Consider the following 25,834-nt stretch of genomic DNA (forward strand, 5'->3'; position numbering starts at 1 on the left):
GTGAACAACATCGCCGGCGATGGTGGTGCCGGTGGCCGCGGCGGCTTCGCGGGCGTCGGTGCGGCCGGCGGCGCGGGCGGCATCGGCGCCAACGGCCAGATCGCTGCCGGTGGAGCACACGGAGCGGCCGGTAACGCCGCCACCGGTAACGGTGGTAACGGCGGTCACGGCGGCGCAGGCGTCCTGCTGGGCAGCGGAATCTCGCAGTCCGGCGGTGACGGCGGCGCCGGTGGCGCGGGCGGCGCAGTGGGCACCGGCGGTGCCGGCGGTAACGGTGGTGCGGGCGCTGCCGGCACCAACGGCGCCACGCAGGGCACCGGCGAGGGTTCGCACGGCACCAACGGCGGCCACGGCGGTTCCGGCGGCACCGGCGGCAAGGGCGGCCTGACCTCCGGTAACGGCGGCGCGGGCGGTTTCGGTGGTGCCGGTGGCATCGGCGGCAACGGCGGAAACGCGGCCAACGGCGCCAACGGCGCCAACGCGGCTGCCAACAGCGGCTTGGCCGGCGGCAACGGCGGCGACGCCAACGGCCACGGCGGTAACGGCGGCGTCGGCGGTAACGGCGGCAACGGCGGCCTCGGCGGTACCGCGACCAACGGGTCCGCGGGCACCAACGGCGTCGGCGGCGCCGGCGCCCGGGGCGGCAACGCCGGTAACGCCGGCAGCGGTGGTAACGGTGGCAACGGCGGCACCCTCACGGTCGGTGCCGGCACGGTCGCCGGCGCCGGCGGCAACGGCGGCAACAGCAACAGCAACGCGGGCGCGGCCGGCATCGGCGGAACCGGCGGCTGGAACGGCAACCACACCGCGCAGGCAGCCAATGGGGCGATCGGTTCGGCCGGCGCCGTGGGTCACGGCGGTAACGGCGGTAACGGCGCCAACGGTGCCAACGGCAACGCCTCCAACCACGGCCAGTCCGGTGGCGCCGGTGGCGCCGGCGGCAGCGCGTTGCTCGACGGCAACGGCGGCAAGGGCGGTAACGGCGGTAACGGCGGCACCGGCAACACGGCCGGTACGGCGGGTACCACCGGAACTCAACCGGCAGCCCAATCCGGCCTCAAGGGTGGCACCGGTGGTGCCGGCAACGACGGCAAGAACGGCGGGAACGGCGGTGCGGGTGGTACCGGCGGTGCCAGCGGCTCCAACTCGGGTAACGCCGGGTCCGGCGGTAACGGCGGCAACGGTGCTACCGGTTCGGCCGGTGGCGCCGGTGGTAAGGGCGGTACCGGTGCTACGGGTAACAGCGCCACCATGGTCGGTGGCGAGGGCGGTGACGGCGGCGTCGGCGGTAAGGGCGGCAACGGCGGCACTGGCGGTACCGCGGGAGCGGCCGGCGCCCTCAACAACGGCAATGGAACTGCCGGCAGCAGCGGCACCACCGGTAACAACGCGGCCGGCGGCGCGGGCGGCAAGGGCGGCACCGGCGGCAACGGCGGCACGACCAGCAACTCCGGCGGTACCTTGCAGGGCGGCATAGGCGGTACCGGCGGCACCGGTGGCCAGGGCGGCACCAGCGGCGGCGGCAACATAGCCAACCCCGGCACCCCCGGCAACGCCGGCGGCAACCCGTCGGGTACCGGCAGTCGCACCGGCGGCACCGGTGGTGCCGGCGGTGCCGGCAGCGCGGGGGCCACCGGATGATGACCCGCGCCTGCCCACCCCAGCCAGGACGTCCGTGGACGGCGGCGCCGTCGGCGATCTGCTCGCCGACGGGGCTGTCGCCCCGGGCCCGCGTCGGCGTGCCGCGCGGCGGCCTGACTGATCTTCGACCTCTTCCCCGCGGTGCTGAGACCTCGGTACCGACAACATCAAAAACTTGATCCGAGAAAGCATCACCGACATGGGTTCGTCGCAGAATAGGGAGTCCCGCATGACTGGTAAGCAGCACCGCACAGGGCGTCGTGGTTTCACGGGCGCAGAGGCCCGACGGCGTAGTCGGAGCGTTGCGGCGGCCGGTAGTGCGGTTGGGGCGTTTTTGACGTTTGGGATGGCGCCGTTGTCTGCGGCGCCTGCGGCGCATGCTGATGAGTTTGATTGGGTTGTGGACCTGCTGGGTGATGACCTGGCGGGTGCGTTCGCGGATCTGAGTCAGGCGTCGTCGTGGGAGACGTTGTTTGACGCGGGTTCGTGGGAGCCGTTGCTGTCGAACGTGGGGTTGTCGTTTGATGCGTCGGTGGCGGACCTGCCGGGTGGGGCGGCTGCGGATGACTGGTTCGGTTCGCTGTTCTACCAGCCGTTGTATGAGCTGGGGCAGGCTTGGATTCTGAGCCCGATCGGTGAGCAGGTCAATTCGTTTATCAACCTGTTCGGTTTCGGTCAGATGCTGATCGGTAACGGTGAAGACGGTATCGACGGTGGCACGTTGGCTGAGGCTGCTGGTGGTACCGGTGGTCTGTGGTTCGGTGATGGTGGTGCTGCGGGTACGTCGCTTGACGGTATCGGTGGTGTCGGTGGTTCGGCCGGCATGTTCGGTAATGGTGGCGTCGGTGGTGACGGTTTTGACGGCGGCGATGGTGGTGCTGGTGGTGCCGGCGGTTGGTTGATGGGCATCGGTGGTGATGGTGGTGCTGGTGGCGCTGGCATTGCTGGTGGTGATGGTGGCCTCGGTGGCGCCGGTGGTGCGGGTATCGGTCTGTTCTACGGCGTTGGTGGTAACGGTGGTCTCGGTGGCGACGGCGCGCTGGGTGCGGCCGGTGTGGCTGGTTTGGCCGGGCTGGACGGGTTGGCCGGTGACAACGGTGGTGCCGGCGGTGCTGGTGGTGCCGGTGGTCGGGGTTCGTGGCTGATCGGTTCCGGTGGTAAGGGCGGCGCCGGTGGTGCCGGTGGCGCCGGTGGTGCCGGCGGCAATGGTGGTGCCGGTATCGACGGTGTGCTGGCCGGTGAAGACGGTGGCGACGCCGGTGACGGTGGCAACGGCGGTAATGGTGGTGCCGCGGGTGCTGCCGGTGCTGGTGGTGTCGGCGGTTGGATCGGTTCCAACGGTCTGGCCGGTGCGGTGGGTATCGGCGGTAATGGTGGCGCTGCCGGTATTGGTGGTAACGGTGGTGCGGGTGCTGACGGTGACGCGTCGAATCTTGATGGTGGTGCCGGTGGTCGTGGTGGCGACGCCGGTGTAGCCGGTAACGCGGGCGGCGCTGGTGGTGTCGCGGGTGCGGCGGCGACCTCCGGTGGTAACGGTGGCCGCGGTGGCGATGCTGCCGATGCGTTGGTGGCCGGTGGCAATGGTGGTGTGGGTGGTCGCGGTGGTGACGCGGGCAACCTGGGCGATGGTGGCGCCGGCGGTAACGGTGGTGCCGGTGCGGCCGGTGTCGCGGGCGCGACGGTCGGTGCCGATGGCACCGAGGGCCAGGCCGGTGGTAACGGTGGCGCTGGTGGTGCCGGTGGTGCGGCCGGTTCGCTGGCCGGTAACGGTGGCGCTGGTGGTGTCGGTGGTGCCGGCGCCGCGGGTGGTGCCGGTGGTGCTGCGGCTGATGGGGACGCGGGTCTTAACGCGGTGGCCGGTAGCGGTGCTGACGGTGGCGGCGGTGGCGATGCGACCGGTACCGCGGGCAACGGTGGCGCCGGTGGTCTTGGTGGTGACGGTGGCGCTGGTGGTGCGTCGGCGAAGGGTCTGGCCGGTGTGCACGGTGCCGGTGGTGTCGGTGGCGACGGTGGCGCCGGTGGCGCGGCCGGTAACGGTGGCACCGGTGGTGCTGGTGCCGGCGGTGGACTTTCCGCGGTGGCCGGTGCCGGTGGTAAGGGCGGTAACTCCAGCTCGGCGGCCGGTGCCGGTGGCGTCGGTGGTGCGGGTGGCTCCAGTGGCGGGTTGTTGGCGGCCTCGGGTGCTGACGGTGGCGAGGGTGCGGCCGGTAACGGTGGCGACGGTGGTGTCGGTGGCGCGGGCCAGGTCCTCGGTGATGGCACCGTCCAGGCCGGTGGTGCCGGTGGTGCCGGTGGCGACGCCGCCGACCACGGCAACGGCGGTAACGGTGGAGCCGGCGGCCAAGGCGCAACCGGCCAAGGCGGCAGCACCGACCTCAACGGCAACGGCACGACCGGTGGCACCGGCGCAGCCGGTGGCGTCGGCGGTACCGGTGGCGCCGGCGGACAGTACTCCGGCAACGGCGGTAACGGTGGTACCGGCGGCGTAGGTGGTACCGGTGGTGTCGGTGGCCGCGGCTACGACGGCGAGGACGGCATCGACGCGGCGGCCGGCAGTGGCGGCAGCGGTACCGACGGTGTGGACGCCGGCAACGGTGGCAACGGTGGCGTCGGTGGTGTCGGCGGCCAGGGTGGTGCCGGTGGTACGGCCGCAGCGGGCGCCGCCGGTCTCCAGGGTGACGGTGGTGCGGGTGGCCTCGGCGGTGCCGCCGGCGACGCCGGTAACGGCGGTAACGGTGGTGCGGGCGCCGGGGGCGGCGTCAACGCCACGGCGGGATCCGGCGGTAACGGTGGCGCCGGTGGTAACCGCGGTACGTCCGGTGCCGGTGGTGCCGGCGGTTGGAACGCGGACAACACCGCCCAGGCATCCTCCGGTGAGGCCGGGGCTGCCGGCAACGGCGGCAACGGCGGCGCGGGCGGTAAGGGCGGCGACGGCGACCTGCTCGGCGGCATCGTCGCTCAGCACGGCGGCAACGGTGGCGCGGGTGGCGCCGCCGGAAACGACGGCGACGGTGGCGCCGGTGGCGCCGGCGGTATCGGCGCATCCGGTGTTCACGGGACGACCGTCGTCATCGACGGCACCGCTGGTGGTGCCGGTGCTCTTGGCGGCAACGGCGGCGCGGGTGGTGCCGGTGGAGCCAACTCCGGAACCGGCGGCGCCGGTGGCGCCGGTGGCGCCGGTGGTCACGGTGGTAACGGCGGCGCCGCAGACGACGGTTACCTGCTGGACGGTGCGGGCGGCAACGGCGGTCACGCCGGCGCCGGTGGCGCGGGCGGCAGCGGCGGCGTCGGTGGTAACTCGGCCACCGGCACCGGTGGTGCGGGCGGTGACGCGGGTACCGGCGGTAACGCCGGCACCGCAGCAGCCGGCGGCCAGGGCAGTGGCGGTGGCGGCGGCACCAACGCCGGCGCGGGCGGCAACGGTGGCGATGGCGCCGTCGGCGGCGCGGCCGGCAAGGCGGGTGCAGGCGGCCTCGGCGTCATCGGTGGTGCCGCGGGTGCCGCGGGCGCGGCAGGCAGCAACACTGACGGTGCCGACGGCGGTCGTGGAGGCGACGGATTCGGGCTGATCACCGCGACCAACGTCGGCCAGGGTGGCGGCACCGGCGGCAGTGGCGGTAACGCCGCTGCGGTCGGAAATGGCGGCGCGGGTGGCACCGGTGGAACCGGCGCCACTGTCGACGGTGTGACCGGGAACGACGGCCACGGCACCGAGGGTGCTGTCGGTGGCGTCGGCGGTGACGGCGGGGTTGGCGGCGCGGGTGGTAGCACCTCCGGCAACGGTGGCGCGGGTGGCTTCGGCGGTATCGGCGGCCAGGGCGGTGCCGGTGGAGCCGGCGCGGACGCCACCGTCGCAGACGCGAACGGCGGCAACGGCGGTAACGCCGGGGTCGGCGGTTCCGGCGGCAACGGCGGTCAAGGCGGCTCGGCCACCAACGGCACCGGGGGCGACGGCGGGAACGCCGGCGTCGGCGGAGACGGCGGTGTGGCCGGGGCTGGTGGCGCGGGCCTCGGTGGCGGCGGTGCCGCGACCGCCGGCAACGGCGGTACCGGCGGTGACGGTGCCCTCGGTGGTTCGGCCGGCAAGGCGGGTGTTGGCGGTACTGGAACGACCAACGGGGCCAATGGATCCGCTCGCGAAGACGGGGTCGCCAGCGACGGCGGCGTCGGCGGCCAGGGCGGCCACGGCAGCGGCCTGTGGGGCCTCGTCGGCCAGGGCGGCGGTAACGGTGGTACCGGCGGCAACGCGGCCGCGGTCGGCAATGGTGGAGCCGGTGGAGCCGGTGGCATCGGGGCGACCGTCGACGGCATCACCGCTGGAGACGGCCACGGCACGAATGGTTACGTCGGTGGTGTCGGCGGAAACGGTGGTGTCGGCGGTCTCGGTGGCACCACGTCCGGTAACGGTGGCGCCGGTGGTAACGGTGGCGCCGGTGGCAAGGGCGGCGCCGGTGGCGCGGGTGCGGACGCGACGATCGCGGACGGCCACGGCGGCAACGCCGGCAACGCCGCAGCTGGCGGCGCGGGCGGCCACGGTGGCCAGGGCGGCGTGGCGAGCGCCGGTGTCGGTGGCGTCGGCGGTGACGCAGGCGACGGTGGTGCCGGCGGTGCCGGTGGTATCGGCGGTACCGGCCTCGGTGGCGGTGGCGGCACCAACGCGGGCAACGGTGGCGCGGGCGGTAACGGTGCCGATGGCGCCGCCGCAGGTGTCGCGGGTCTGGGTGGCGTCGGTTCGGAGGGCGACGGTGCCTCTGGAAGCAGCGGTGTTGCGGGGCTCGGCAGCGATGGTGGCGCGGGCGGTAACGGTGGTGCCGGCCTCGGCGTGATCGGCAGCACCGACATCGGCCAGGGCGGTGGTACCGGTGGCCTGGGCGGTAACGCGGCGACCTCTGGTAACGGTGGCGCGGGCGGTGCCGGTGGCGCGGGTGCAGCGGGCGCGGCCGGGATCACCGAGGTGGATGGCCACGGCACCAACGGCACCCACGGCGGCGTCGGCGGATCCGGCGGTATCGGTGGCCAGGGCGGCTCGGCCGCGGGCAACGGTGGCGCCGGCGGTGTCGGTGGCGCTGGTGGTGCCGGTGGTGACGCGGGTCATGGCGCGGACGGCATCAGCGCTGCGGTGGTCGCGATCGGCAGCGGTGCGTCCGGTGGCGACGGCACCGACGGCGGTAACGGTGGCATCGGCGGTAACGGTGGTGCCGGTGGCACCGGTGGAGTCGGCGGCACGGCGGCCAACGGCGCGGCGGGCGTTCAAGGCGCCGGCGGTGCCGGCGGTAACGCCGGTAACGCGGGCAACGCCGGTAACGGTGGACGCGGTGCCGACGGCACCGGCGGCGGTAGCGGTGCGGTTGCGGGCTCCGGCGGTAACGGCGGGCACGGTGGTGACCGTGGTTCGGCCGGCACGGCGGGTGTCGGCGGCTGGAACGCCTCCCACACCAGCCAGGCGGCCGCCGGCAGCGCCGGTACTGCGGCAATCGGCGGTAACGGTGGCGCGGGCGGTAAGGGCGGCAGCGGCTTGCTGCTGGGCGACGGCACCGCGCAGATCGGTGGCGCCGGCGGTCACGGCGGTAACGCCGGAACCATCGGTACCGGTGGCGCGGGCGGTAACGGCGGCGCGGGCGCGTCCGGTGCGACCGGGTCGGTCGCGACGGCCCACGGCGGAACGGGCGGCAACGGTGCCGCCGGCGGCAACGCCGGTAGCGGCGGTAAGGGCGGCACGATCTCCGGTAACGGCGGTCTCGGTGGTGTCGGTGGCGCCGGAGGTAACGGCGGCACCGGCGGCGCGGGCATCCAGGGCATCGCGGGTGCCGATGCGGTCGCGGGCAGCGGCGGCAACGGCGGCGACGGAACCAACGGTGGCAACGGTGGCGACGGCGGCCACGGTGGCGCCGGCGGTAACGGCGGCAAGGGTGGCTCCGCAACCAACGGTGCCGCGGGCCTGGAAGGCAGCGGCGGCCTGGGCGGCAACGGCGGTGCTTCCGGGCAGGCCGGCAACGGTGGTCACGGCGGCGCGGGTGCCGGCGGCGGTGTCGGCGACACGGCCGGAAACGGTGGCAACGGTGGAACCGGTGGCGACCGTGGTGTCGGCGGTGCGGCCGGCAAGGGCGGCCTGAGCGGTGACGGCGTCACCTACCGTGCCGACGGTTCGCTGGGCGCTGACGGCGGCGGCGGCAACGGCGGTAACGGCGGCGCCGGCGGTAACGGTTCGCTGCTCGCGGACGGCGTGAACGGCCAGGCCGGTGGCCTCGGTGGTAACGGTGGCGCCGCAGGCATCATCGGAACCGGTGGCGCCGGCGGTGCGGGCGGCCACGGCGGTAGCGGTGTCCTGGGTATCACCGACATTGACGGCAACGGCACGCTCGGCGGCAACGGTGGTGTCGGTGGAGCCGGTGGCCACGGCGGCCAGGGTGGTGCCGTCTCCGGCGCCGGTGGCCTCGGCGGCGCCGGAGGCACCGGCGGCAGCGGTGGCAACGGTGGCGACGGCAACCTCGCCGTGGCCGGTGGCACCGGTGGTAACGGTGGCCAGGGCGGCAACGCCGCCGCCGGTGGTGCCGGTGGTCTCGGCGGTAACGCCGCCAACGGCGCAGGCGGTGTCGGTGGTGCCGGCGGTAACGCGGGCGACGCCGGTAACGGTGGTGCCGGTGGTCACGGCGGTGACGGCGGTGTCGGCCTGGCTGCCGGTAACGGTGGCCACGGCGGCACGGGTGGTGACCGCAGCGTCGGCGGTGCCGGCGGTGCCGGCGGTCTCGGCGCGGGCGGCCAGGCCGGCAGCGGCCTGACGGGCACCAATGGTGCCGGCGGTGACGGTGGTGCCGGTGGTAACGGCGGCCACGGTGTCCTGCAGGCGGGCAACGTCGCCCAGGACGGTGGCGCCGGTGGTAGCGGTGGCGCAGCGGGTGCGATCGGTACCGGTGGCGCGGGCGGTAACGGTGGTGCCGGTACGGCCGGCGTCGACGGGATCACCGACGGGCTCGGCGATGGAACCGCGGGTACCGCGGGCGGTAACGGTGGCAGCGGCGGCCAGGGTGGTGCCGGTGGCACCACCGCGGGCAACGGTGGCACCGGCGGTCTCGGCGGCGGCGGTGGCGCGGGTGGCCACGGTGGCGCGGGTGCCAACGCGGCGCACGGTGGCGACGCGGCTGCCGGCAGCGGTGGCAACGGTGGCGACGGTTCCGACGCGACCAGCACCAACGGCAACGGTGGCGCGGGCGGTAACGGTGGCGCCGGTGGTGCCGGCGGCAACGCCAGCAACGGCGAGGCCGGACTGGACGGGGCCGGTGGCGCCGGTGGCGCCGGTGGAAACACCGGTAACGGCGCGAACGGCGGCAACGGCGGTCATGGCGCAGGTGGCGGCATAGAGGCGGTCGCCGGCTCGGGCGGTAACGGTGGTGCCGGTGGTATCGCCGGTACGGCGGGTGCCGGTGGCGCCGGTGGTCTCGGCGGCGATGGCATCGCGGCCGGCGCAGGCCTGGACGGCGCGATCCTCGGCGGAAACGGCGGCAACGGCGGTACCGGCGGTAACGCCGCGCTCGGACAGCTCGGCGGTAACGGCGGTAACGGTGGTGCGGCGACCACCATCGGCACCGGTGGCGCCGGTGGTGACGGCGGCGCCGGAGCCGACGGCGTGGCCGGCAGCACCGACGGATCCGGCAACGGCACGGACGGTACGGCCGGCACCGCGGGTGGTCACGGCGGCCAGGGTGGTGCCGGTGGCGCCATCGCCGGCGACGGCGGCCTCGGCGGTAACGGTGGCGTCGGCGGACACGGTGGTGCCGGTGGCCATGCGGCCAACGGCGCGGATGGCGTCCACGCCACTGCGGGCAGCGGTGCCAACGGTGGTGTCGGCGGCAACGCGACCGGAGTCGCAGGTCACGGCGCCGCAGGTGGTGCGGGCGGTAACGGCGGTACCGGTGGTGCCGCAACTGTCGGCAACGCCGGCGCGGACGGCGCCGGTGGCGTCGGTGGCGACGGTGGCGCGGGCGGTAACGCCGGCGTCGGCGGCCGCGGCGGCGACGGTGCGGGCGGCGGTTCCAACCTGGTGGCCGGTACCGGCGGTAACGGCGGTAACAGCAGCAGCATCGCGGGCACTGGTGGCGCGGCTGGCTCCGGTGGCCTCGGTGGCGACGGCGTGACGCAGGCCGACAGCGGTGCCGCGGGCAACGGCGGCAACGTCGCTACCGGTGGTACGGGCGGCAAGGGCGGCAACGGCGTGGTGCTGGGCAGCGGCCAGGCCCAGGCCGGCGGTAACGGCGGCTCGGGCGGTAACGCCTTCGGCGAGTACGGCAACGGCGGTGTCGGCGGTAACGGCGGTAACGGCGCCAACGGCACCTCCGGTACCAGCGCCGTGAACGGTGCCGGCGCCGCCGGCGGTAACGGCGGTAACGGCGGTGCGGCTGCCCAGCACGGCACCGGCGGCAATGGCGGTACCGCCGGCAACGGTGGCAACGCCGGGAACAACACCTCGGTTGCGGCGAACGGCGGGACCGGTGCCGTCAGCAAGGACATCAACGGCAACTCGATGCCCGGTGGAATCGGCGGCACCGGAGTCAAGGGCGCTAGCGGGTTTGCCGGCGGAGCCGGCGGCCGCGGTGGCGTGGGCGGTGCCGGTGGCACCGTCACCGGTGACGGCGGCCAGGGCGGCCTCGGCGGTAGCGGCGGCATCGGCGGCGGTGGCGGCAAGGGCGGCAACGGCGGTACGGGTGGCGCCGGTGGCGCCGGTGCCCTCGGTCTGCCCGGCCGTACCGGTGGTACCGGTGGCTTCGGCGGCCAGGGTGGCGACGGCGGCGTCGGCGGCGCGGCCGGCCTGGGCGGCGCCGGCGGTGTCGCACTGGGTGACGGGCAGTCCGGTGCACAGGGCGCCGGGGGCGTCGGCGGTAAGGGTGGCACCGGCGGTGTCGCCGGTAACGGTGGTCTCGGTGGTGCTGGTGGCGCCGGCTACAACGGCCTCGTCGGTCAGGGCACCGGCGGTGGTGGTACCGGTGGCTCCGGCGGCGTCGGCGGCCAGGGTGGCACCGGCGGTCAGGGCGGCCTGAACCCCGACGGCACCTATGGCCCGGGCGGTTCCGGCGGTCTTGGCGGTAACGGCGGCAATGGTGTCAACGGTGCCTCCCGGCCGAGCAAGTCCAACTGGGCAGGCGCCGGCGGTAGCGGTGGCCAGGGTGGTTCCGGCGGCACCAACGGCGACGGAGTCACCGGCGGTGCGGGTACCAACGGTGTCGCCGGCACTCCGGCGGGCGCTGGTAAGGGCCCGGCCGGCGTGGGCGGTGCCGGCGGTAAGGGCGGCGTCGGCGCACCGTAACGGGCGGTCAGTCCGGGCGGTCCGAGAACGGCTGCACAAGGACGAATCCCCGGTCCGACACTTCGGTGTCGGGTCCGGGGATTCGTCCTTTTCGGGTGAGCGGTGGTGCCGGCAAACGCACAAGGGCGGTGACGGAGTTGATCCGTCACCGCCCTTGTGGCGCTGGTCTATGGCCTCAGGCCGGGGTCTCCTCTGTGGGCCGCGGCCAGGCGAACAGTGCGATGTGCTGGTCCCATTTGGCGATGTAGTGCTCGCCGAGGAACTGCCCGCCCCGTCGCTCCCAGAACCGGCGGCCATGCGAGCCGGCGGCCTGGGAATCCCCGATGACTCGTCGACACTGCGACTCGGCCGCGAAGATGCTGGTGACCAGCGGGCCGAAAATGTTTGCCCCGTGGCCCTTCTCGACCATGTTGGGGTCGGCCATGGCACCGTGCAAGCCGATGTCGTACGGGTGAGCGTCGTAGACAGTCGCGATGTCGTCCTGTGCGGCCCGGAACAGCTCCATGTATCCCAACGGCTCGCCATGCAGGTTGTAGACGTAGGGGCGCGAGTAGGCGCCCTCGTGCTGGATCTCCAGGTGGCGGCGCCATTGGTCGGGCGGGTAGTCATAACCCCAGGTCGCGGCAAGGTGGGGCCGATTCATCCACTCGGAGATCATCGCGGAATCTTCGACCGGGTCCGCGAACCGGATGCTGTAGGGCTCGGCAAGGATCGGCAGTGGCGGTGGTGGAACCGCGAGTACCTCAGCGCTCAGGCCAACCCGCTGACGTGGCATGGGCGCGCTCATGATGCAGCCGATCCACTTGTCGCCGGGCCGGATTCGGTAGCCATGAAAAATCCTCCTGAAAGTGCTTAGACGGCAACGCCGTCACCGATCGGTGCATCGCTAATGCTACGTGCATACCGCCGGTATCAGCGTTGATATGCCGAACCCCTACAGCGTCAGGATCACCTTGCCGGTCACCTCGCCCGAGGACAGCAGCCGGTGCGCCTCACCCGCCTGCTCGATGGGCAGGCGGGCGCCGATCACCGGTGTGATCCGGCCGTCGCCCACCATCGGCCACACCTTTTCGGTCACCGCGGCCACCACCACGGCCTTACCGTTCGGTCCGTCCACCGGCCGGGCCCGCAGCGCGGTGCCGATCACCCGGGCCCGCTTGGCGATCAGCTTGCCCAGGTTCAGCTCGCCCTTGACCCCGCCCTGCATTCCGATCACCACCAGCTGCCCGTCGTTGGCCAGGGCGTCGATGTTGCGGTCCAGGTACGCCGCACCCATGATGTCCAGAATCACGTCGGCGCCGCCGGCTTCGCGAATCCGCGATACGAAGTCCTCATCCCGGTAGTTCACGGTGATCTCGGCGCCCAGGTCTCGGCAGAACGCCAACTTGGCCGCTGAGCCCGCGGTGACCGCCACCCACGCACCGAGTTGACGCGCGATCTGGATGGCGTGGCTGCCCACGCCGCTGGCGCCGCCGTGCACCAATAGCAGCTGCCCCTCGGACAACCCGGCCGTCAGCACCAGATTCGACCACACCGTGCACGCCACCTCGGGCAGGGCGGCGGCATCGGCCAGGTCCACGCCTTTGGGGATCGGGAGTACCTGTTGCGCCGGCACCGCGACGTACTCCGCGTAGCCGCCGCCGGCCAGCAGTGCGCAAACGCCTTGGCCAACCGCCCATTCCGTCACGCCGTCGCCCACCGCCGCGACGATTCCCGAGACCTCCAGGCCGATGATCTCGCTGGCCCCCGGCGGCGGGGGATACAGGCCGGCGGCCTGCAGCAGGTCGGCCCGGTTCACCCCGGCGGCCGCCACCCGGATCAGCACCTCGCCCGGTGCGGCGGTGACGTCGGGTACTTCCTGCCAGCTCAGTTCCTTGGGGGATTCGGCGATGATCGCACGCATGATGGCCAGGGTACGATCTCCCACGGTGGCGTGGCAGAGCGGCCTAATGCACTCGCCTTGAAAGCGAGAGACGGCTAACACCGTCCGGGGGTTCAAATCCCTCCGCCACCGCCACGAGGTCAGCTCATCGACTCTGCGTCCACCAGGCATCGCACTCGAACTTCTGCCTGGTGGGCGCAGAGTCAACGCGAAGAGATGGGGATCTGCGCGGTGATGGTGTTCATCAACGCCGTATAGCGTTTGACCTCCGGATCCTGTCCGGGCTTGCCGCTGGAGATCAGGCCGGCCGACAGCCCCCGCTCGGGGTCGGTCCAGATGGCGCAGTTGACCAGCCCGAGATGCCCGAAGGCGGCCGGCGCGTTCCGCCCGAAGGGCCCGAACCGCGCCGAACCCAACATGAATCCGGTTCCCCAGCGCAGCGGCGCCAGACCGGTCGCGACATCCGGCCGCAGCCGGCGGCACTGCGCCGTCGCGGCCCGCAGCGTCTGCGGTGTCAGCACCCGCACCCCATCGAGTTCGCCACCGCGGCGCCAGATCTCGGCGAACCGGGACAACTCGAACGCGGTGGAGATGGTGTTCGACGACGGCACCACCGTGGTGAGGAAGAACGGACTGTTGGTCACCGGGATGATCTCGTACACCGAGCCGCCGATGGCCTTACGGAACACCGCGACCGCCGCGCCCGTAGGCTGCTTGCCGGTCGCGTGACTGGGCGCCACCAGTGGAATGTCCTGCGGTGCAACGCCGTAATTGGTCCATCGGAATCCCAGTGGATCCAGGATCTCGGTCGCCAGGACCTCCCGGATGTCCTTACCGGTGGCCGCCCGCACGATCTCGCGGGTCAGCGGCCCCCAGGTCAGCGCGTGGTACATGTGCATCAAACCTGGGCGATACACCGGCCGCAGCTTGGCCAGCTGTGCCTGGGCGTACTCGGGGTCGTCGGCGCGGTTCAGGTCGGGCTTGGGCCCGGTGGCGAACGGCACCCCGGCGCTGTGGGTCATCACGTGCCGAATGGTGGTGCGGTGCTTGCCGTGACTGGTGTATTCCGGCAGGTAGTCGCACACCTTGTCGTCGAGTGCGAAGGCGCCGCGCTCGGCCAGCATGTGCATCACGGTGCTGGTGATGGCCTTGGCGGTCGAATACACGCAGAACGGGGTATCGACGCTCACCGGAACGTGTTCGGCGTCCTCGGGATCCTCCGGGCCGTTGCCCCAGCCGTGCCCGATCGCCCGGTTGAGGATTACGCGGCCGTTGTGGCGCAGGCACAACTGGATGGCGGGGTGCAGGCCGCCGGCATACCAGTACCGGGCGGCCTGCCAGATCCGCTCCACGGCCGCCGGGTCGATACCGGAGTGGTCCTCTTCGCCGACCGCGGTGACGGCGTCGAGGTCGGCGGGGATACGGACGGTGCCGTCGGGTGTCATGCCCGCCAGGTTACGTGGGCGGGTCGGCAGGCCTCAGCGTCGCGCGCCGCGGCCGAAATAGAGTTCCTGGGTGGCCAGGCAGACCAGCTGCCCCGTCCGGTTGTACATGGTCGAGGTCGTCAGGCCGCGCCCGGCGATGCCGCTGGGCGTGAACTGATCCGACAGCACCCAGTCGGCCAGGTCGACGGGCCGCTGAAACCACAGGGCGTGGTCGATCAGAGCGTTGAAGGTGCTGGCCTGGTCGGTGCGTCGCATGGCCAGCGCCGCCTCGACCATCTTCGTTCCGGACAGGTACGTCAGCAGGGCGCTGTGCATCACCGGATCAGCGGACACCGCCTCGACCGGCTTCCACCACATCCGCAGCCGCGGCGACGGCTCCCCGTGTTCCGCGGCCAACCGCGGCGGCGTGTCGACATAGCGCACGTCGAACGGGTGGGGCTGCACCCAGTAGCCGCCCAGTTCCTCGGCGTAGGCCGCGTGTTGCTGCTGCGCCGTCGGCAGCGACTCCGGGTCGGGAACGGCCGGCATCGGCTGCTGGTACTCGGGGGCGTCGACGGCGGTGGTGAACGACGAGAGCACTTCCAGCAGGATCTGGCCGTCCTGGCGGGCGGTGACCTGCCGCGTCGACAGCGTGCCGCCGTCGCGGGCCACCTCGACGTGCAGGTCGACCGGGCGGCGCGCATCCCCGGCCCGCAGGTAGTAGACGTGCATGCTGTGCGGCACCCGTTCCGGCGCGGTCCGGCTGGCGGCGATCAGCGCCTGACCGGCGATGTGCCCGCCGACGATGTGGTGAGCCGGATTGTCGAGTTGGGTGGCCACGAAGTGTTCGTCGTCCACCCGGTCGACGTCGAGGGTGGCGACGATGTCGGCCAACTCCGGTTGACGGTGCGCCATCCGGTCGCTCATGCGTGTGCCCCGATCTCCAGCAGGTAGACACCCGCGCCGATCAGCACCACGCCGCCGGCCATCGTCGGGGTGAACGGATCGTCGAACAGGAACCGGGCCAGCACCGCGGTCAACGTCAGCCCCACCCCCGACCACACTCCGTAGGCCACACCGACCGGGACGCCGCGCTTGAGCACCATGGCCAGCAACACGAAGGACACCACGTAGCCCACGGCGACCGGCAGCGCCCACTGCCACCGGCTGAAGCCGTCGGAGGCGCGCAACGACAGCGTCCCGGCAACCTCGAACCCGATCGCCCCGAGCAGCAGCAGCCAGGCCATCACTCGCCGGTGAAATGCGGCTTGCGTTTGCCCATCACGGCGCCGATACCCTCCAGCAGGTCCTTCGACGCCAGGAAGGCCGAGTTCCAGGCCGCGACGTAGCGCAGGCTGGCCGACACCCGGTCGGTGCGCTGCTGGTCGAGCACATCCTTGACCCCCGACACGGTCAGCGGAGGGTTGGCGGCAATCTCTGCCGCGGTGGCGTGTGCGGCGGCCAGGCAGGCGTCGGCGTCGGCGTAGACGTCATTGACCAGACCGATCTTCTCCGCCCGTGCCGCGTCGATGTCCTTGCCGGTCAGCGCGAGTTCCCGCAGGTGGCCGTCGGACAGGATCAGCGGAAGCCGGGCCAGGCTGCCGACGTCGGCGACGATCGCCAGCTTGACCTCGCGCACGCTGAACTTGGCGTCGGCAGACGCGTAGCGGAAGTCGACCGCGGAGATCAGGTCGACCCCACCGCCGATGCACCAGCCGTGCACCGACGCGATGGTCGGCGTCCGGCAGTCGGCCACCGCGGTGATCGCGGCCTGCATGCTCTGCAGGTCGCGGTGGAACTCCGCCCGCGGCCGGGCCAGCGCGCCCTCAGCCAACATCGGGGTCATGGTGCCGCCCATCGCGGCCAGATCCAGCCCGTAGCTGAAGTTCTTGCCGGAGCCGCTCAGCACGATCGCCCGCACGTCGCGGTCGGCGTCCAACGCGGCGAAGGCCTGCGGCAACTCCGCCCAGAATGCGGGGCCCATCGCGTTGCCCTTGCCCGGCCCGATCAAGGTGACCTGGGCAATGTGGTCTTTGATCTCTACGGTGAGCGACTCATAGGTCTCGGCCATACCACAGACCGTAGCGTGGTCACATGGCCTCCGATCTGCGACCCGGTCCCAACGATCCGCCTGCCGACGAGCTCGCCGCGGCCGAAGCCGCGTGGGCGGTGCTCGAGCAGGTGCTCAGCGGCATCACCAGCGACCAGTGGTCCAATCCGACGCCGTGCTCGGAGTTCGACGTGGCGCATCTGACCGAGCACCTGCTGCGCTCCATCACCCTGCTCGGCGGCGTGGCGGGCGCGCAGTTCGGGCCCGGCGAGCCCGGCGAGGCGCTCGCCGCGCGAGTCGGCTCGAAGGCCCGGCCCACCCTGGACGCCTGGCAACGCCGCGGGCTGGACGTAACCGTGTCGATCGGCGAGCATGAGCTGCCGGCGAGGGTCGCGGCCGGAATCCTGTCGGTGGAATTCCTGGTGCACGCCTGGGACTACGCGCAGGCGACCGGCCGCAGCGTGGACGCCGGCGAGCCGCTGGCGCAGTACGTGCTCGACTTGGCGCGCGCGATCATCACCCCGGAAGGCCGGGTGCAGGCGGGGTTCGACGAGCCTGTCGCGGTCGCCGACTCCGAACCGGCATTACGCCGGCTCCTCGCTTTCACCGGCCGGTCATAGCTTCGCTACCTGCGCGCCAGCCGTCTGTCGCCCACGCCGTCTAGCGTGGGTGACACATGAACGTCGCGGGGTGGGTTTGGGGGCTGACCGTCGTCGGCCTGATGGGGCTCGTGGTTTTCGACTTCGTCTTCCACGTGCGGGAACCGCACGTCCCGACGCTGCGGGAGGCCGCGATCTGGTCGGCCGGCTATGTCGGCGTCGCGGTGGCCTTCGGGCTCGGCCTGCTCGTGTTCGGCGGGGCCGGCGCCGGCTCGGAGTACTTCGCCGGCTACATCACCGAAAAGGCCCTCTCGGTCGACAACCTCTTCGTCTTCCTGGTCATCATCACCTCGTTCGGTGTTCCCCGCGAGCAGCAGCAGAAGGTGTTGCTGTTCGGGATCACCCTGTCCCTGCTCGCCCGGACCGGCTTCATCTTCCTCGGCGCCGCCCTGATCAGCACCTTCTCCTGGGCGTTCTACTTCTTCGGTCTGATCCTGCTGCTCACCGCTCACAAAATGCTGCGGTCGGGTCGGCGCGAAGCGTCGCACCAGGCCCACGCCGGCGTCGTCCGGTTGGCCCGGAAGGTCGTCGGGGGCCCGATGCTGCTGGTGATGACCGCTATCGCCGGCACGGATGTGATCTTCGCCCTCGACTCGATTCCGGCGATCTTCGGGCTCACCCAGAACACCTACATCGTGTTCACCGCCACGGCGTTCTCGCTGCTGGGCCTGCGGCAGCTCTACTTCTTGATCGACGGCCTGCTCGACCGGCTCGTCTACCTGTCCCAGGGCCTGTCGGTGATCCTCGGGTTCATCGGGGTGAAGCTGATCCTGCACGCATTGCACGACAACAACCTGCCGATGATCAACGGCGGCAAACCGGTCAACGTCATCGAGATCGGCACCGGGCCGTCACTGTTGGTGATCCTCGGCATATTGGGCGTCACCGTCGTCGCGTCGCTGGGCCACCGACGGGAAGCGCGGGACGCACATCAGAGCGAGACCGGGCGCCATCGAGAGCTTGCGCGGCGGCGCTGAGTCCCTGATCGCCGCGCAACGGCTTTAGCGGCGGTCGCCCTCGGTGTCGTCGAAGAACCGCCACTGGCCGTCGAGATCGACTTCCATCCGCCACCCCAATTCGGTGTTGTCGGCCTTGACGTCGACAAACCAGGCGTGCGCGTCTTCGGCACTGGCGATGTCTTTGGTGTCCACGACTTCGCCTCGTGGGTCCAGTACTCGATAGGTTGACATGCATTGGGGGTTCCCGCACGTCGGCGCGGCGAATCGTGGTTGTCCGCCGCAATCACGCTGAAGCGCGGCGCTACACCCGCTCGAGATAGAAGTAGAAGTACTTGCCGTTGTCCAGCACGCCCTTGCCGTTCATGATGCCCAGCACGGTGTCGTTGTCGATCCGCTTGAAGTGGTCGTGAGTGGGCTGGCCGTCGTAGACCATGGTCGCCACGACCTCGCCGCGGAACTCCTCGGCCCACAGGCTCGCCTCGCCCTTGCCGAGCTTGACGTTGGAGAACTTGTTGCCGTCGTCATCCAGGCACACCAGCGGCTGGACATCGGTCACCGAGTTGAAGGTCTTGCCGAACCAGCGGGCCTTTTCCAGCAGGCCGTTCATCCGGTGGCCGGTGACGAACTCCCCGCCGTGCCACTCGCCGATCATCTGGTCGAGGGTGGCCGGCGGCAGCAACGCCCAGAACTCGTCGATCTCGGCGTCGGGGATCTGCCCGGTGCGCTCCCGCAGGGCATTAAAGGTGGTGCGGGCCTGTTCTTCGTTCATGGTGGACATTCCTTTCAGGCGGCCTTGTTCACGGCCCGCTTGAGGCCGAACAGCAGGGCGTGGGAGAGCGCCGTGGCGATCCCGGGCAGGCGATTGTCGGCGCTGACGGTGTAACGGATCTCGGTACCGGATCCCGTCGGCCGCAGGGCCACTTCGCCGACGTAGTTGCGGAACGGGATGCCCGACACGCCCCGGTAGCTCAACCGCTGTTCCGGCTCGAACGCGATGATCTCCTCCACCAGCGGCGCCATCCCCGGCACGGCCTGAATACGACGCTGGGCGCCGACGCCGTTGGGCGCCGGGGTTCCCGGCGCGATCACGGTGATCTTCAGACCGGGTGCCCAGGCGGACATGCCCTCATAGTCGGTGAGCACCGCCCACACGTGAGCCGCGGATGCGGCGACGTTGGCAGTCGCGGTCGCGTGCATAAGTTCCTCCTCAGCGGTACGTCTGTGCGAACCGTAACAGCGCGTCGTTCTCCTCGGGCGCGCCGATGGTGACCCGGACGCCGTCCTGCCCGTAGGGGCGGACCACGATGGCCGCCGCCGCGGCGGCAGCCACGAAGTCGCCGGTGCGCTCGGCCAGCGGCAGCCACACGAAGTTGGACTGCGAATCCGGCAGTTCGAACCCGGCCGCTCGCAGCGCGGCGGCAACCCGGGACCGTTCGGCCACGACCGCGTCGGTGCGGGCCATCAGCTCATCTGCGGCGTCCAGCGACGCGATGCCGGCGACCTGCGCCGCGCTGGAGACCGTGAACGGGACGTAGACCTTGCCCAGCGCGGTGATGATCTCCGGATCGCCGACCGCATAGCCCAGTCGCAGGCCGGCCAGCCCGTAGGCTTTCGAGAAGGTCCGCAGCACAACCACATTCGGGTACCGGCGGACCAGCCCCAGGCTGTCGGGAACCAGGCCGTCGCGAATGTACTCCACGTAGGCCTCGTCGATGGCGACCAGAATGTGCGAGGGCACCGCGGCGACGAACCGTGCCAGCGCGGCGGGGTCGACCACGGTGGAGGTCGGATTGTTGGGATTGCACACGAAGATCAGCCGCGTGCGGTCGGTGATGGCGGCCAGCATCGCGTCCAGGTCGTAGGTGTGTTCGCGTAGGGGCACCTGCACCGGCACGGCGCCGGCGGTGCGCACCTGCAGGGGATAGATCTCGAAGCTGCGCCAGCCGAACACCACCTCGTCGCCCGCGCCGGCGCTGATCTGGATGAGCTGCTGGCACAGACTGACCGACCCGCAGCCGGCCGCGACGTGCTGCGGGCCGAAACCGACGTGCTCGGCCAGTCGGGCACGCAGGGCGGCGTAGCCGTTGTCGGGGTAGCGGTTCGTGTTGGCCAGGGCGGCCTCGACGGCCTTGACCACGCTGGGCAGCGGGGGCAACACCGTCTCGTTGCTGGCGAGTTTGATCGAACCCGGGACCGTCTTGCCCTCGACGTAGGCTGGCAGAGCGGCCATCTCGGGGCGCAGTCTGGCGGTCACGGACCACAGCATATGTGGGCCGGTACTGGCGTTGTGCCCCGCGGTTTCAGAAGTCGGGGAGTGATCCGGTACCCTCAACGAGTTCGAGGAGGCGTGCCAGAGCGGCCGAATGGGACTCACTGCTAATGAGTTGTCCCCTTTACGGGGGACCGGAGGTTCAAATCCTCTCGCCTCCGCAACGGCCGAGCTTGCTCGACCGACAACTGAAGACCGGCGCCCGTAGCTCAACGGATAGAGCATCTGACTACGGATCAGAAGGTTGGGGGTTCGAATCCCTTCGGGCGCACGCACGGTTCGTCCCGGCGCAGGTTGGGCCGGAACCACGCGTTCTTGGCCTGCCACGATCGCGCCAGTCCGTAGGCGAAGACAGCCACCGACAGGCTGACGCATACCAAGATGGCCGGGCCGCCGAATCGGCCCAGACAGATCGAGACGATTGCGACCACGCCGCCGGCCACCGCGAACCCCATGGCTGTCGAGTAGAGGACCAGCGTCGTCCTGGCCCGCTGATCGCGCCGTAGCGACCACATCAGCCGGCCGACATAGCCGGTCAGGAACGTCAGCAACGTGCACGTCGTCACTGCGAAGACGGTCAGCCAGCGATCGCCGGTCTGCCGGGTGAGCATGTCCGGCTCAAACGTGAGTGGGGAACTGACGAACGCCACCAGCATCACCGCGACACCCAGGCCCACCGGCATCAGGAGGTGCTTGCGCATGATCGGCCACACGTGCGGCGGGGCGGTGAGGCGCACCAGCATGTGGTAGATGTTGCCGATCACACCGGCGATAAGGCACAGCCAACCGGCCAGCTGCTGTACGTACCACAGCCCGAACAGGCCGTGCAGGGCCGGGCCCAGCTGGGTGCCGACCCACGGCGTCAGCAGGAACAGCGCGCACCCCTCCATCGCGATGGCGAAGGTGGCGCCGGCCTCCCACCGCGACCGCCAGGTGTCGCGGCGAACCCACAGGCAGTAACCGACGATCATCAGGGTGGCCGCGGTGATGGCAGATGTCAGCACTGGCCGTTCACCGCCGCCTGTCGCCGGGGGCGAACCAGGCGCTCTTGGCCTTCCAGGACCGAGCAGACCCGTAGGCGAAGGTTCCCCCCGCCACACAGATGCAGAACCAGATGCCGGGGCTGGCGTCGTCCCCGGCGACCCAGGACGAGCCGACCACGAGCAGGCCCGCGGCGATGGCAGCCGTCATCGAGACCAGGTGCAGGTCCAAGGTGCGCTTGGCGCGCGGATCATGGCGCAACGCCAACATCAGCCGGCTGGAGTAGGCGCTCAGGTAAAGCGCCAGCGAGCCGCCGACCAGGAAGTACACCAGCATCCAGCCATCGGCCCGGGGTGCGGCCAGCACATCGCGCTGGTAGGTCTGATCGGAACGCAGGTAGGCCAGCACCATCACGGCAACCCCCAGAACGATCGGAATCAGCAGGTGGCGGCGCATGATGACCCGCACGTGAACGGGGTCGGCGAGCCGCAGCAGCATGTGGTAGATGTTCGCCGTCACGGCCACGATCAGGCATAGGTGGCCGACCAGCGCCGGGGTGTTCCACACCCCGAGGACGTCGTGGAGCACTGGGCCGATGTCGGCTGCGGCCCACGGCGACATCAGGAGCAGCGCACAGGCCAGGAGCGCCAACGCGAGGGTGGCGGCGTTCTCCCAGCGCGTCGACCAGGTGTCGCGGCGCACCCAGAGGCTATAGGCGAGCAGCGCCAACGTGGCGATCAGGATTCCGGTCATCGCGTGTTCTCAGGACAGGGCTTGCGGGGGATTCGGCTGCGCCACCGGGCGTTCGGAGCTGGTGAACCACGCGGCTTTGGCCTGCCAGGACCGGGCCGAGCCGTAGGCGAAGATACAGATGGCTGCGCACACGCACAGCCAGACCAGGGTGCTCAGGTCGGCGTGGATCCAGGTGGTGCTCAACTGCGCCAGCATGCCCGCCAGGCCGAAGCCTGATGACAGCGTGTAGAGCTCGACGGTCTCCTTGGCCCGCGGATCCGACCGCGATATCAGTAACAGCCGGGTAGCGACGATGCCCAGGTAGATCAGCGTGGAGGAGACCACCGCCCAGTACGCGGTGTGCCAGTGGTTGGAGCCCACGGTTGCGAAGCCGTCCGCGTTGTAGCCGGAGTCGGCGGCCAGGAACAGCGCGACCATCGCGACCATGGCGACCTGGACTGGGCGCGCCACCCTCCGGCGGAACCAGGGACCCATCTGGTCCAGCGAGGCCACGCGTGCCAGGACGTGGTAGGCATTGGCCGCGACGGCGATGACGAAGCAGAGGTGACCGGCCAGCTGCTGAAGGTTCCACACCCCGGTGGCCCGGTGCATCAACGGCCCGAGAGTTTCGGAGACCCACGGCGACATCAGCGCCAATCCGATGGCCTCCAGCGCCAGGGCCAGGGTGACGCCGATCTCCCAGCGCGACCACCAGGTGTGGCGGCGCACCCACAGGCTGTACAGCGTCACCAGCACGGTGACACCCATGAGGGCCGACATCATGGGTCGACCGTACTTCGTGGCGACGCCGCTATACGGGCGGTTTGTCCAGATTGGCTTTGAGATCACCCAAGCGCAGCGGGGGCGTCGGGGGCGGCGCCGTTTCCAGGTATTCGGCCACGGCGTCGTGCTCGATCAATCCGAACCGCACCTGAAGGTCGACGGGATTGAGCCCGAAATACCTCGCCACTCGGATCAGGTTGTCCGCACTGATCAACCGCCCTTCATGGGCCGCTTTGTAGTAGGCGGACTTGCGGTAGCCGAATGCCTCGTAGACCTCGCTCGCGCCGAGCGGCCTGCCCACAAGGTACGGCAACACTACGGTTGGGTCTTTGTGACGATCGTCCACAGCAATACACCTTAGCTCTCGTTCGTGGACCGCACAAGTATTTTAGCGACTCGGCGGAGCGTAATTCCTACTGAGACCGACTGGGAGTAAGCAATTCAAGCATCCCACGGGCCGCAATCCTGGTTCCGGCCGGGATAGCGGAAAGGTCGATCACATAGTCCGGCGAATGCGGGGCATAAGGGAACAATTGACCCCGTTCAGCGCACTTCGCGTACACCTTCGGATCGGCGATTCCGACCAGGAGATACGCCAGCGGCACCTCATGATGTGGCCCTTTGAGCAGGTGACAGTCCTCCGAGCCCGTCCCCGCCGGCAGGTCACGCAAGACGTGGGATTCGCCCAGCAGATCGCCCAGCGCGGTGGCCACCCGATCGGTGAGAGCCGGGTCGTTGACCAGCGGGGGTGCGCCGCCGGCCATGGTGATGGTGGGCAACCGGTCATCGGGCATGCCGTAGCTGCGCGCTATCCCGGTGCAGATCGCCCGAATGCCGGTGAGCATCTGCTCGCGCACCTGCGGGTTGAACCAGCGCAGGTTGACCTTGAGCAGCGCCCGGTCCGGGATCACGTTGTAGGTGCCGCCGGCCTGCACCGAACCGACTGTGAGCACCGCGGTCTCGTTCGGCGCGATGGTGCGGCTGACGATCGACTGGAACTGCACGACGGCCTGCGCGGCCATCAACACGGTGTCGCGGGCCAACTGCGGCATCGACCCGTGCCCGCCGACGCCGTGGAAAACCACGTCGAGCTGGTCGGTGCCGGCCATCCGCTCGCCGCCGGCCGCGGCCACCATCCCCACCGGTAGCGGGACGGTGTGCAGGGCCAGGAACGCATCCGGCCGTGGGGCGACGTCGTAGAGGCCACCGGCGACCATGGCCGCCGCGCCGGCGATCAGCTCCTCGGCCGGCTGACCGACCAACACCGCCGTACCCGACCACGAGTCGGTGGTCTGGGCCAGCACCTTGGCCATCCCCAGCATCCAGGTGACGTGCGCGTCGTGGCCGCACATGTGGCCCAGTTCCGGGCTGCTGCTCGCGTAGTCCAGTCCGGTGGCCTCCGGCACGTGCAGCGCGTCCATGTCGGCGCGGTACATCACCACCGGGCCCGGGCCGTTGGCCAGCACAGCGACCACCCCGGTCTGGCCGATCCCGGTGGTCACCGTCAGGCCCAGGTCACTGAGTGCCTGTGCGACGGTTCGCGCGGTACGCACTTCGTGAAACCCCAACTCGGGGTGACGATGCAGATCCTTGAAGATCTCGACCAACCGCCGGGTATCGGCGGCGACGATGTCGTCGACGCGCTCGGCCAGGCCGGTCACGTCGCACCCGCCATCCAAGTGGTCTGGGCGCGCTCGAAAAGCCAGACGGCGGCCTGGTGCAAGGTCTCGCCGACTTCCCGGTCGGCCATTCCGGCGGAGGCCCGTGCCAGCGTTCCCTCGATCACGATGGCCAGTTTGAACCCGGCCATCACCGTGTACCACCCGATCTGCGACAGATCGCGGGAGCTGCCCGCGGCGTAGCGCTGAATCAGATCAGCGGTGGAGGCCAGCCCATCCATGCCCGTCAGCGTGTGGCTGAACACGCTCGACCCGTCGTCTTGGCGCCAGGTGGCCAGCAACCAGCCCAGGTCCAGCAGCGGGTCCCCGATGGTCGACATCTCCCAGTCCACGATCGCCGCCACTTCCGGTCCGGTGGGCGAGAACATCACGTTGGCAGCGTGATAGTCGCCGTGCAGGATTCCCGGTTGCCACGATGTCGGCACGTTGCGCTGCAGCCAGGCGGCGACCTCGTGCAACCCCGGCAGGTCCGGCCCCGGATAGTTCTCGAACTGCCCGTAGGAGTCCAGCTCGGCCAGCCAACGCGGAACCTGGCGTTCCAGGAAGCCGTCCGGCTTTCCGTAATCCGCCAACCCCACCGCGACATGGTCGACGGCGCCGAGCTTGGCCAGCGCGTCGGCCATCGACAGCCCCATCCCATACCGGACCGTCGGATCACCGGCGTGCAGGGCCGGCAGGTCGCCGCTGGCGTTGAACCCGTCGACGGGCTCCATCAGATAGAACACGGCGTCGCCGAGCACCGCCGCGTCGTCGCAGACGGCGATCAGGCCCGGGTGCGGCACATCGGTACCGGCCAGCGCGGCCAGCAGCCGGGTCTCGCGCAGCATCACCGCGTTGCTCCGTGGCCGCAGGTGCCGCGGACCGCGCCGCAGGACGTAGCTGCGACCGGCCCGGGTGAACCGCAGCATGACGTTCTGGGTGCCACCGGACAGCTCGGTGACGTCGTCCAGCGGGCCCTCGCCCAGGCCCTGAGCGGACATCCACGCCGCCACCGCTTCAAGGTTCACGGGGGGAAACCTACCCCCCGCCGCAGCGCGCTTGCGTGGAATTGCCGACCCGCGTCAGCTTTTCGGCCGCGCCTGCTGGGAGATCGTCTGCACCCGGATCGAGTCGTCGCCGAACACGAAGGTGTCCACCCCGTCGACTTCGAATGCCGCGGCCGCCAGCGACCATTCCAGCAGCAGCACATCGCCGCTGTAGGTCTGCGACTTGATCTCGAACTCGGCGTCGGCCAGTGCTGCCGACAGCTGGCTGAACGCGGCCCGGATTTCACCTCGGCCCCGCGCCACGCCGGCGGCGGTGATCAGCTCCGAGTCGTCGCTGTAGTCGACCAGCAGCTCGTCGACGTCGCCGGCGAGCAGGGCCTTGAGGTGGTGGTCGAAGATCTCTTGCGGTGAACGTGCCATCGGAAGAACATATCCGCGCGACCGACATACTGGAAGGCGATGACGGCGCCACGGGGATCGGTCGAGCGGGT

At 70.9% G+C, this 25,834-nt stretch carries 20 protein-coding genes and 3 tRNA genes; 5 read left to right on the forward strand and 18 right to left on the reverse strand.

Going from position 1 to position 25,834, the window contains the following annotated elements; all coding sequences use genetic code 11:
- Positions 1 to 1,339: 1,339 nt before the first annotated feature.
- From G6N14_RS21545 to G6N14_RS18475, 3 genes are all read right to left on the reverse strand, one after another.
- Positions 1,340 to 10,978 carry a beta strand repeat-containing protein gene (locus G6N14_RS21545; RefSeq protein ID WP_163787253.1) on the reverse strand — a complete coding sequence of 3,213 codons (9,639 nt, stop codon included), beginning with the start codon at positions 10,976 to 10,978 and terminating at the stop codon, positions 1,340 to 1,342.
- A gap of 136 nt (positions 10,979 to 11,114) precedes the next feature.
- The gene (locus tag G6N14_RS18470; RefSeq protein WP_234808954.1) at positions 11,115 to 11,726 is read right to left on the reverse strand and encodes a GNAT family N-acetyltransferase; all 612 of its coding nucleotides are present in this window, start codon (positions 11,724 to 11,726) and stop codon (positions 11,115 to 11,117) included.
- Between the two features lie 147 nt (positions 11,727 to 11,873).
- Positions 11,874 to 12,842: an NAD(P)H-quinone oxidoreductase gene (locus tag G6N14_RS18475; protein ID WP_085136213.1), complete on the reverse strand. Its 969-nt coding sequence runs from the start codon at positions 12,840 to 12,842 to the stop codon at positions 11,874 to 11,876.
- A gap of 24 nt (positions 12,843 to 12,866) precedes the next feature.
- On the opposite strand from G6N14_RS18475, the gene G6N14_RS18480 reads away from it, so the two are divergent.
- Positions 12,867 to 12,956, forward strand: a tRNA-Ser gene (locus tag G6N14_RS18480).
- 68 nt (positions 12,957 to 13,024) lie between these two features.
- On the opposite strand, the gene lipE is transcribed toward G6N14_RS18480, so the two are convergent.
- The 4 genes from lipE to G6N14_RS18500 are packed head-to-tail and all read right to left on the reverse strand — an operon-like array spanning position 13,025 to position 16,316.
- Positions 13,025 to 14,266, reverse strand: a complete 1,242-nt coding sequence (gene lipE / locus G6N14_RS18485) for a lipase LipE (RefSeq protein ID WP_085136214.1) — start codon at positions 14,264 to 14,266, stop codon at positions 13,025 to 13,027.
- Between the two features lie 33 nt (positions 14,267 to 14,299).
- Positions 14,300 to 15,172 (reverse strand): acyl-CoA thioesterase, encoded by an 873-nt coding sequence (locus G6N14_RS18490; protein WP_085136215.1) that lies wholly within the window; start codon positions 15,170 to 15,172, stop codon positions 14,300 to 14,302.
- Positions 15,169 to 15,492 (reverse strand): DMT family transporter, encoded by a 324-nt coding sequence (locus G6N14_RS18495; protein ID WP_085136275.1) that lies wholly within the window; start codon positions 15,490 to 15,492, stop codon positions 15,169 to 15,171. The genes G6N14_RS18490 and G6N14_RS18495 overlap by 4 nt, the downstream gene beginning before the upstream one ends.
- Positions 15,492 to 16,316 carry a crotonase/enoyl-CoA hydratase family protein gene (locus tag G6N14_RS18500; protein WP_085136216.1) on the reverse strand — a complete coding sequence of 275 codons (825 nt, stop codon included), beginning with the start codon at positions 16,314 to 16,316 and terminating at the stop codon, positions 15,492 to 15,494. The genes G6N14_RS18495 and G6N14_RS18500 overlap by 1 nt, the downstream gene beginning before the upstream one ends.
- A gap of 23 nt (positions 16,317 to 16,339) precedes the next feature.
- Between G6N14_RS18500 and G6N14_RS18505 the strand changes: the two genes are divergently transcribed.
- On the forward strand, positions 16,340 to 16,915 hold the full coding sequence (locus G6N14_RS18505; protein WP_085136217.1) for a TIGR03086 family metal-binding protein: 576 nt from the start codon (positions 16,340 to 16,342) through the stop codon (positions 16,913 to 16,915).
- Positions 16,916 to 16,971: 56 nt separating this feature from the next.
- On the forward strand, positions 16,972 to 17,931 hold the full coding sequence (locus tag G6N14_RS18510) for a TerC family protein (protein WP_085136218.1): 960 nt from the start codon (positions 16,972 to 16,974) through the stop codon (positions 17,929 to 17,931).
- Between the two features lie 24 nt (positions 17,932 to 17,955).
- Here G6N14_RS18510 and G6N14_RS18515 read toward each other — a convergent pair whose 3' ends face one another.
- The 4 genes from G6N14_RS18515 to hisC all read right to left on the reverse strand — a co-directional run bounded on the left by G6N14_RS18515 (position 17,956) and on the right by hisC (position 20,179).
- On the reverse strand, positions 17,956 to 18,144 hold the full coding sequence (locus tag G6N14_RS18515; RefSeq protein WP_085136219.1) for a hypothetical protein: 189 nt from the start codon (positions 18,142 to 18,144) through the stop codon (positions 17,956 to 17,958).
- A gap of 70 nt (positions 18,145 to 18,214) precedes the next feature.
- Positions 18,215 to 18,682 (reverse strand): DUF4334 domain-containing protein, encoded by a 468-nt coding sequence (locus G6N14_RS18520; RefSeq protein WP_085136276.1) that lies wholly within the window; start codon positions 18,680 to 18,682, stop codon positions 18,215 to 18,217.
- Between the two features lie 14 nt (positions 18,683 to 18,696).
- A complete protein-coding gene (locus G6N14_RS18525; protein ID WP_085136220.1) occupies positions 18,697 to 19,110 on the reverse strand; it encodes an SRPBCC family protein in 414 nt (137 codons plus the stop codon).
- A 10-nt stretch (positions 19,111 to 19,120) separates the two neighbouring features.
- Positions 19,121 to 20,179, reverse strand: a complete 1,059-nt coding sequence (gene hisC / locus G6N14_RS18530) for a histidinol-phosphate transaminase (protein ID WP_085136221.1) — start codon at positions 20,177 to 20,179, stop codon at positions 19,121 to 19,123.
- Positions 20,180 to 20,254: 75 nt separating this feature from the next.
- On the opposite strand from hisC, the gene G6N14_RS18535 reads away from it, so the two are divergent.
- Both G6N14_RS18535 and G6N14_RS18540 read left to right on the forward strand, forming a co-directional pair.
- Positions 20,255 to 20,343: transfer RNA gene (locus G6N14_RS18535), tRNA-Ser, on the forward strand.
- A gap of 37 nt (positions 20,344 to 20,380) precedes the next feature.
- Positions 20,381 to 20,453: transfer RNA gene (locus G6N14_RS18540), tRNA-Arg, on the forward strand.
- Here the strand turns inward: G6N14_RS18540 and G6N14_RS18545 are convergent.
- From G6N14_RS18545 to G6N14_RS18575, 7 genes are all read right to left on the reverse strand, one after another.
- The gene (locus G6N14_RS18545) at positions 20,419 to 21,186 is read right to left on the reverse strand and encodes a hypothetical protein (RefSeq protein ID WP_234808955.1); all 768 of its coding nucleotides are present in this window, start codon (positions 21,184 to 21,186) and stop codon (positions 20,419 to 20,421) included. The two genes, G6N14_RS18540 and G6N14_RS18545, sit on opposite strands and share 35 nt — an antisense overlap.
- 7 nt (positions 21,187 to 21,193) lie before the next feature.
- Positions 21,194 to 21,916, reverse strand: a complete 723-nt coding sequence (locus tag G6N14_RS18550; protein WP_085136222.1) for a hypothetical protein — start codon at positions 21,914 to 21,916, stop codon at positions 21,194 to 21,196.
- 9 nt (positions 21,917 to 21,925) lie between these two features.
- Positions 21,926 to 22,678, reverse strand: a complete 753-nt coding sequence (locus G6N14_RS18555; protein ID WP_085136223.1) for a hypothetical protein — start codon at positions 22,676 to 22,678, stop codon at positions 21,926 to 21,928.
- Between the two features lie 28 nt (positions 22,679 to 22,706).
- Positions 22,707 to 23,024, reverse strand: coding sequence for a hypothetical protein (locus G6N14_RS18560; protein ID WP_085136224.1), 318 nt, complete (start codon positions 23,022 to 23,024; stop codon positions 22,707 to 22,709).
- Between the two features lie 67 nt (positions 23,025 to 23,091).
- Positions 23,092 to 24,339, reverse strand: coding sequence for an amidohydrolase (locus tag G6N14_RS18565; RefSeq protein WP_085136225.1), 1,248 nt, complete (start codon positions 24,337 to 24,339; stop codon positions 23,092 to 23,094).
- The gene (locus tag G6N14_RS18570) at positions 24,336 to 25,337 is read right to left on the reverse strand and encodes a phosphotransferase family protein (RefSeq protein WP_085136278.1); all 1,002 of its coding nucleotides are present in this window, start codon (positions 25,335 to 25,337) and stop codon (positions 24,336 to 24,338) included. Before G6N14_RS18570 ends, G6N14_RS18565 begins: the two co-directional genes overlap by 4 nt.
- Positions 25,338 to 25,418: 81 nt before the next feature.
- Positions 25,419 to 25,763 (reverse strand): nuclear transport factor 2 family protein, encoded by a 345-nt coding sequence (locus G6N14_RS18575; protein WP_085136226.1) that lies wholly within the window; start codon positions 25,761 to 25,763, stop codon positions 25,419 to 25,421.
- Positions 25,764 to 25,834: the final 71 nt, after the last annotated feature.

Origin of the sequence: Mycolicibacter hiberniae, from assembly GCF_010729485.1 — a bacterium.
Taxonomy (GTDB): Bacteria; Actinomycetota; Actinomycetes; order Mycobacteriales; family Mycobacteriaceae; genus Mycobacterium; species Mycobacterium hiberniae.

What these genes read in the sequence shown, in the direction of transcription:
- lipE (WP_085136214.1), bottom strand. Translation starts at nt 14,266, where the DNA reads ATGACACCCGACGGCACCGTCCGTATCCCCGCCGACCTCGACGCCGTC.
- hisC (WP_085136221.1), bottom strand. Translation starts at nt 20,179, where the DNA reads ATGCTGTGGTCCGTGACCGCCAGACTGCGCCCCGAGATGGCCGCTCTG.
- G6N14_RS18570 (WP_085136278.1), bottom strand. Translation starts at nt 25,337, where the DNA reads ATGTCCGCTCAGGGCCTGGGCGAGGGCCCGCTGGACGACGTCACCGAG.
- G6N14_RS18550 (WP_085136222.1), bottom strand. Translation starts at nt 21,916, where the DNA reads ATGACCGGAATCCTGATCGCCACGTTGGCGCTGCTCGCCTATAGCCTC.
- G6N14_RS18510 (WP_085136218.1), top strand. Translation starts at nt 16,972, where the DNA reads ATGAACGTCGCGGGGTGGGTTTGGGGGCTGACCGTCGTCGGCCTGATG.
- G6N14_RS18520 (WP_085136276.1), bottom strand. Translation starts at nt 18,682, where the DNA reads ATGAACGAAGAACAGGCCCGCACCACCTTTAATGCCCTGCGGGAGCGC.
- G6N14_RS18555 (WP_085136223.1), bottom strand. Translation starts at nt 22,678, where the DNA reads ATGATGTCGGCCCTCATGGGTGTCACCGTGCTGGTGACGCTGTACAGC.
- G6N14_RS18490 (WP_085136215.1), bottom strand. Translation starts at nt 15,172, where the DNA reads ATGAGCGACCGGATGGCGCACCGTCAACCGGAGTTGGCCGACATCGTC.
- G6N14_RS18470 (WP_234808954.1), bottom strand. Translation starts at nt 11,726, where the DNA reads ATGAGCGCGCCCATGCCACGTCAGCGGGTTGGCCTGAGCGCTGAGGTA.
- G6N14_RS18500 (WP_085136216.1), bottom strand. Translation starts at nt 16,316, where the DNA reads ATGGCCGAGACCTATGAGTCGCTCACCGTAGAGATCAAAGACCACATT.
- G6N14_RS18505 (WP_085136217.1), top strand. Translation starts at nt 16,340, where the DNA reads ATGGCCTCCGATCTGCGACCCGGTCCCAACGATCCGCCTGCCGACGAG.
- G6N14_RS18515 (WP_085136219.1), bottom strand. Translation starts at nt 18,144, where the DNA reads ATGTCAACCTATCGAGTACTGGACCCACGAGGCGAAGTCGTGGACACC.
- G6N14_RS18525 (WP_085136220.1), bottom strand. Translation starts at nt 19,110, where the DNA reads ATGCACGCGACCGCGACTGCCAACGTCGCCGCATCCGCGGCTCACGTG.
- G6N14_RS18475 (WP_085136213.1), bottom strand. Translation starts at nt 12,842, where the DNA reads ATGCGTGCGATCATCGCCGAATCCCCCAAGGAACTGAGCTGGCAGGAA.
- G6N14_RS18575 (WP_085136226.1), bottom strand. Translation starts at nt 25,763, where the DNA reads ATGGCACGTTCACCGCAAGAGATCTTCGACCACCACCTCAAGGCCCTG.
- G6N14_RS18495 (WP_085136275.1), bottom strand. Translation starts at nt 15,492, where the DNA reads ATGGCCTGGCTGCTGCTGCTCGGGGCGATCGGGTTCGAGGTTGCCGGG.